This is a genomic window from Corallococcus llansteffanensis, from assembly GCF_003612055.1.
GTDB lineage: Bacteria > Myxococcota > Myxococcia > Myxococcales > Myxococcaceae > Corallococcus > Corallococcus llansteffanensis.
Genome location: NZ_RAWB01000951.1, coordinates 1 through 1928, shown reverse-complemented (window position 1 = coordinate 1928; position 1928 = coordinate 1). Strand labels below are relative to the sequence as shown.

2 protein-coding genes are annotated in these 1928 nt (G+C 71.3%); both read right to left on the bottom strand.

Features of this window, described 5'->3' with window-relative positions; genetic code table 11:
* Positions 1 to 166 precede the first annotated feature (166 nt).
* Positions 167 to 433 (bottom strand): hypothetical protein, encoded by a 267-nt coding sequence (locus D7V93_RS42390; RefSeq protein WP_120648608.1) that lies wholly within the window; start codon positions 431 to 433, stop codon positions 167 to 169.
* Positions 434 to 490: 57 nt separating this feature from the next.
* The coding region (gene rho, locus D7V93_RS42385; RefSeq protein ID WP_244237836.1) for a transcription termination factor Rho at positions 491 to 1928 on the bottom strand (1438 nt) is incomplete at its 5' end.

Sequence of the window (1928 nt, the reverse complement as noted above, 5' to 3'; positions counted from 1 at the left end):
GTGGTCCACCGCGTCCACCAGGTGCAGCAGCGCGGCCACCACCGCGGCGCCGCCGGGCAGGGTGAGCGCCCACAGGCCGGCGTTGCGCGCGCACAGCCTGAGCGCCGCATCCATCAAGGCCACCGGACCCCGGGGGCGCAATTCGAGCGCGGAGACGGCCATCGCTTCAGCCCACCGCGTGGGCCGCGAGCACGACGCCGCCCCACAAGAGGGCGGCGCCCACCAGCGCCATCACCACGTGGCCCACGCTCCACTCCTGCCGGGGGGGCGGCCCCTCCAGCGCCTTGCGGCGCGTGTCGAGGCAGCTGGCGCAGCGGTTGATGCCCTCGAACTGCGTGGTGCACTCGCGGCAGATGACACGCCGGCACTCCACGCAGACACCCAGGCCCGCGCGGTCGGGGTGGTAGTGGCAGCGGCCCGAGCCCTGAATCATGCACTCACCTTACGTGAATCCAGGGCCCGCCACACCACCCCGCGAGGGGCCTGGGCACTACATCTCGTCGAAGAACTCGTCGTTGTAGGTGTACCGACCGAGCCGTTTGACGAGCGCCTCCATGGCCTCCACCGGCTTCACGGAGAAGAGCATCTGCCGCAGCTTCTTCACCTTCTCGTATTCGCGCAGGGTGAACAGCTTCTCCTCCTTGCGCGTGCCGGACTGGGGGATGTTGATGGCCGGGAAGATGCGCTTCTCCGCGAGCAGGCGGTCCAGGGTGACTTCGGAGTTACCCGTGCCCTTGAACTCCTCGAAAATCACTTCGTCCATGCGGCTGCCGGTGTCGATGAGCGCCGTGCCGATGATGGTCAGCGAGCCCGCCTCCTCCGTCGCGCGCGCGGCGCCGAAGATGCGCTTGGGGCGCTCCAGGGCGCGGCTGTCCACGCCGCCCGTCATCGTGCGGCCGGAGCTGTCGACCTCCTTGTTGTAGGCGCGCGCGAGGCGGGTGATGGAGTCCAGCAGGATGACCACGTCCTTGCCCGTCTCCACCAGCCGGCGCGCGCGCTCCAGGGCGAGCTCCGCCACCTTGAGGTGGTCGCCCGTGGGCCGGTCGGAGCTGGAGGCGAGCACTTCCGCCTTGATGCTCCGGCGCATGTCCGTCACTTCCTCGGGCCGCTCGTCGATGAGCAGCACCATGACGTGGCACTCGGGGTGGTTGTTGATGACCGCCTGCGCGATGCGCTGGAGCATGATCGTCTTGCCCGTCTTCGGCGGGGCGACGATGAGCGCGCGCTGGCCCTTGCCGATGGGCGCGATGAGGTCCAACACCCGCGTGACCATCTCCTTGTGGCCGTTCTCCAGCTTCAGCCGCTCGGTGGGGTCCACGGAGGTGAGGTCCGCGAAGTGCGGCAGCTTGGGCGCGCTGTCCAGCGGGCGCCCGTCCACCAGGTCCACCTTCTGCACCACGCCCTTGTGGCCGCGCATCTGCGCGAACGCGTTCAGGTACTGGCCCTGACGCAGGCGCAGCTTCTGCACCAGGTTCTTGGGCAGCTCCGGGTCGTCCGGCGACGCCAGCAGGTTGCGCTTCACCTGGCGCAGGAACGCGTTGGGGCCCTTGGCCTCCATGTCCAGCACGCCCTCCACCGGCGCCAGGTTCTGCTGGGGCGCGGCCTGGGCATGGCCTCCCCCGCGCTGATGCCGGGGGTGCTCGTGCTGCTGCGGCTGCCGGCCCTCCTGCTGCGGGCGGCCCTCCTGCGGGGGGCGGCCTTCCTGCTGCGGCGCCTGCGCGGCGGCCGGGGGCTGCTGTTGCTGCTGCTGGGCCTGGCGCTGGCGGTACTGCTCCAGCTCCTGCGGCGTCAGGAACACCTGCACCTGCTGCCCGTCCGGCCCCGGCTGCATGCGGTAGGCCTGGCCCTCCGGGGTGAAGTGCACCTGCGCGCCACGACGGCGGCGGCGGCGACGGCGGCGGCGGCCACCCTGGCCGGCGGGGCTCCCG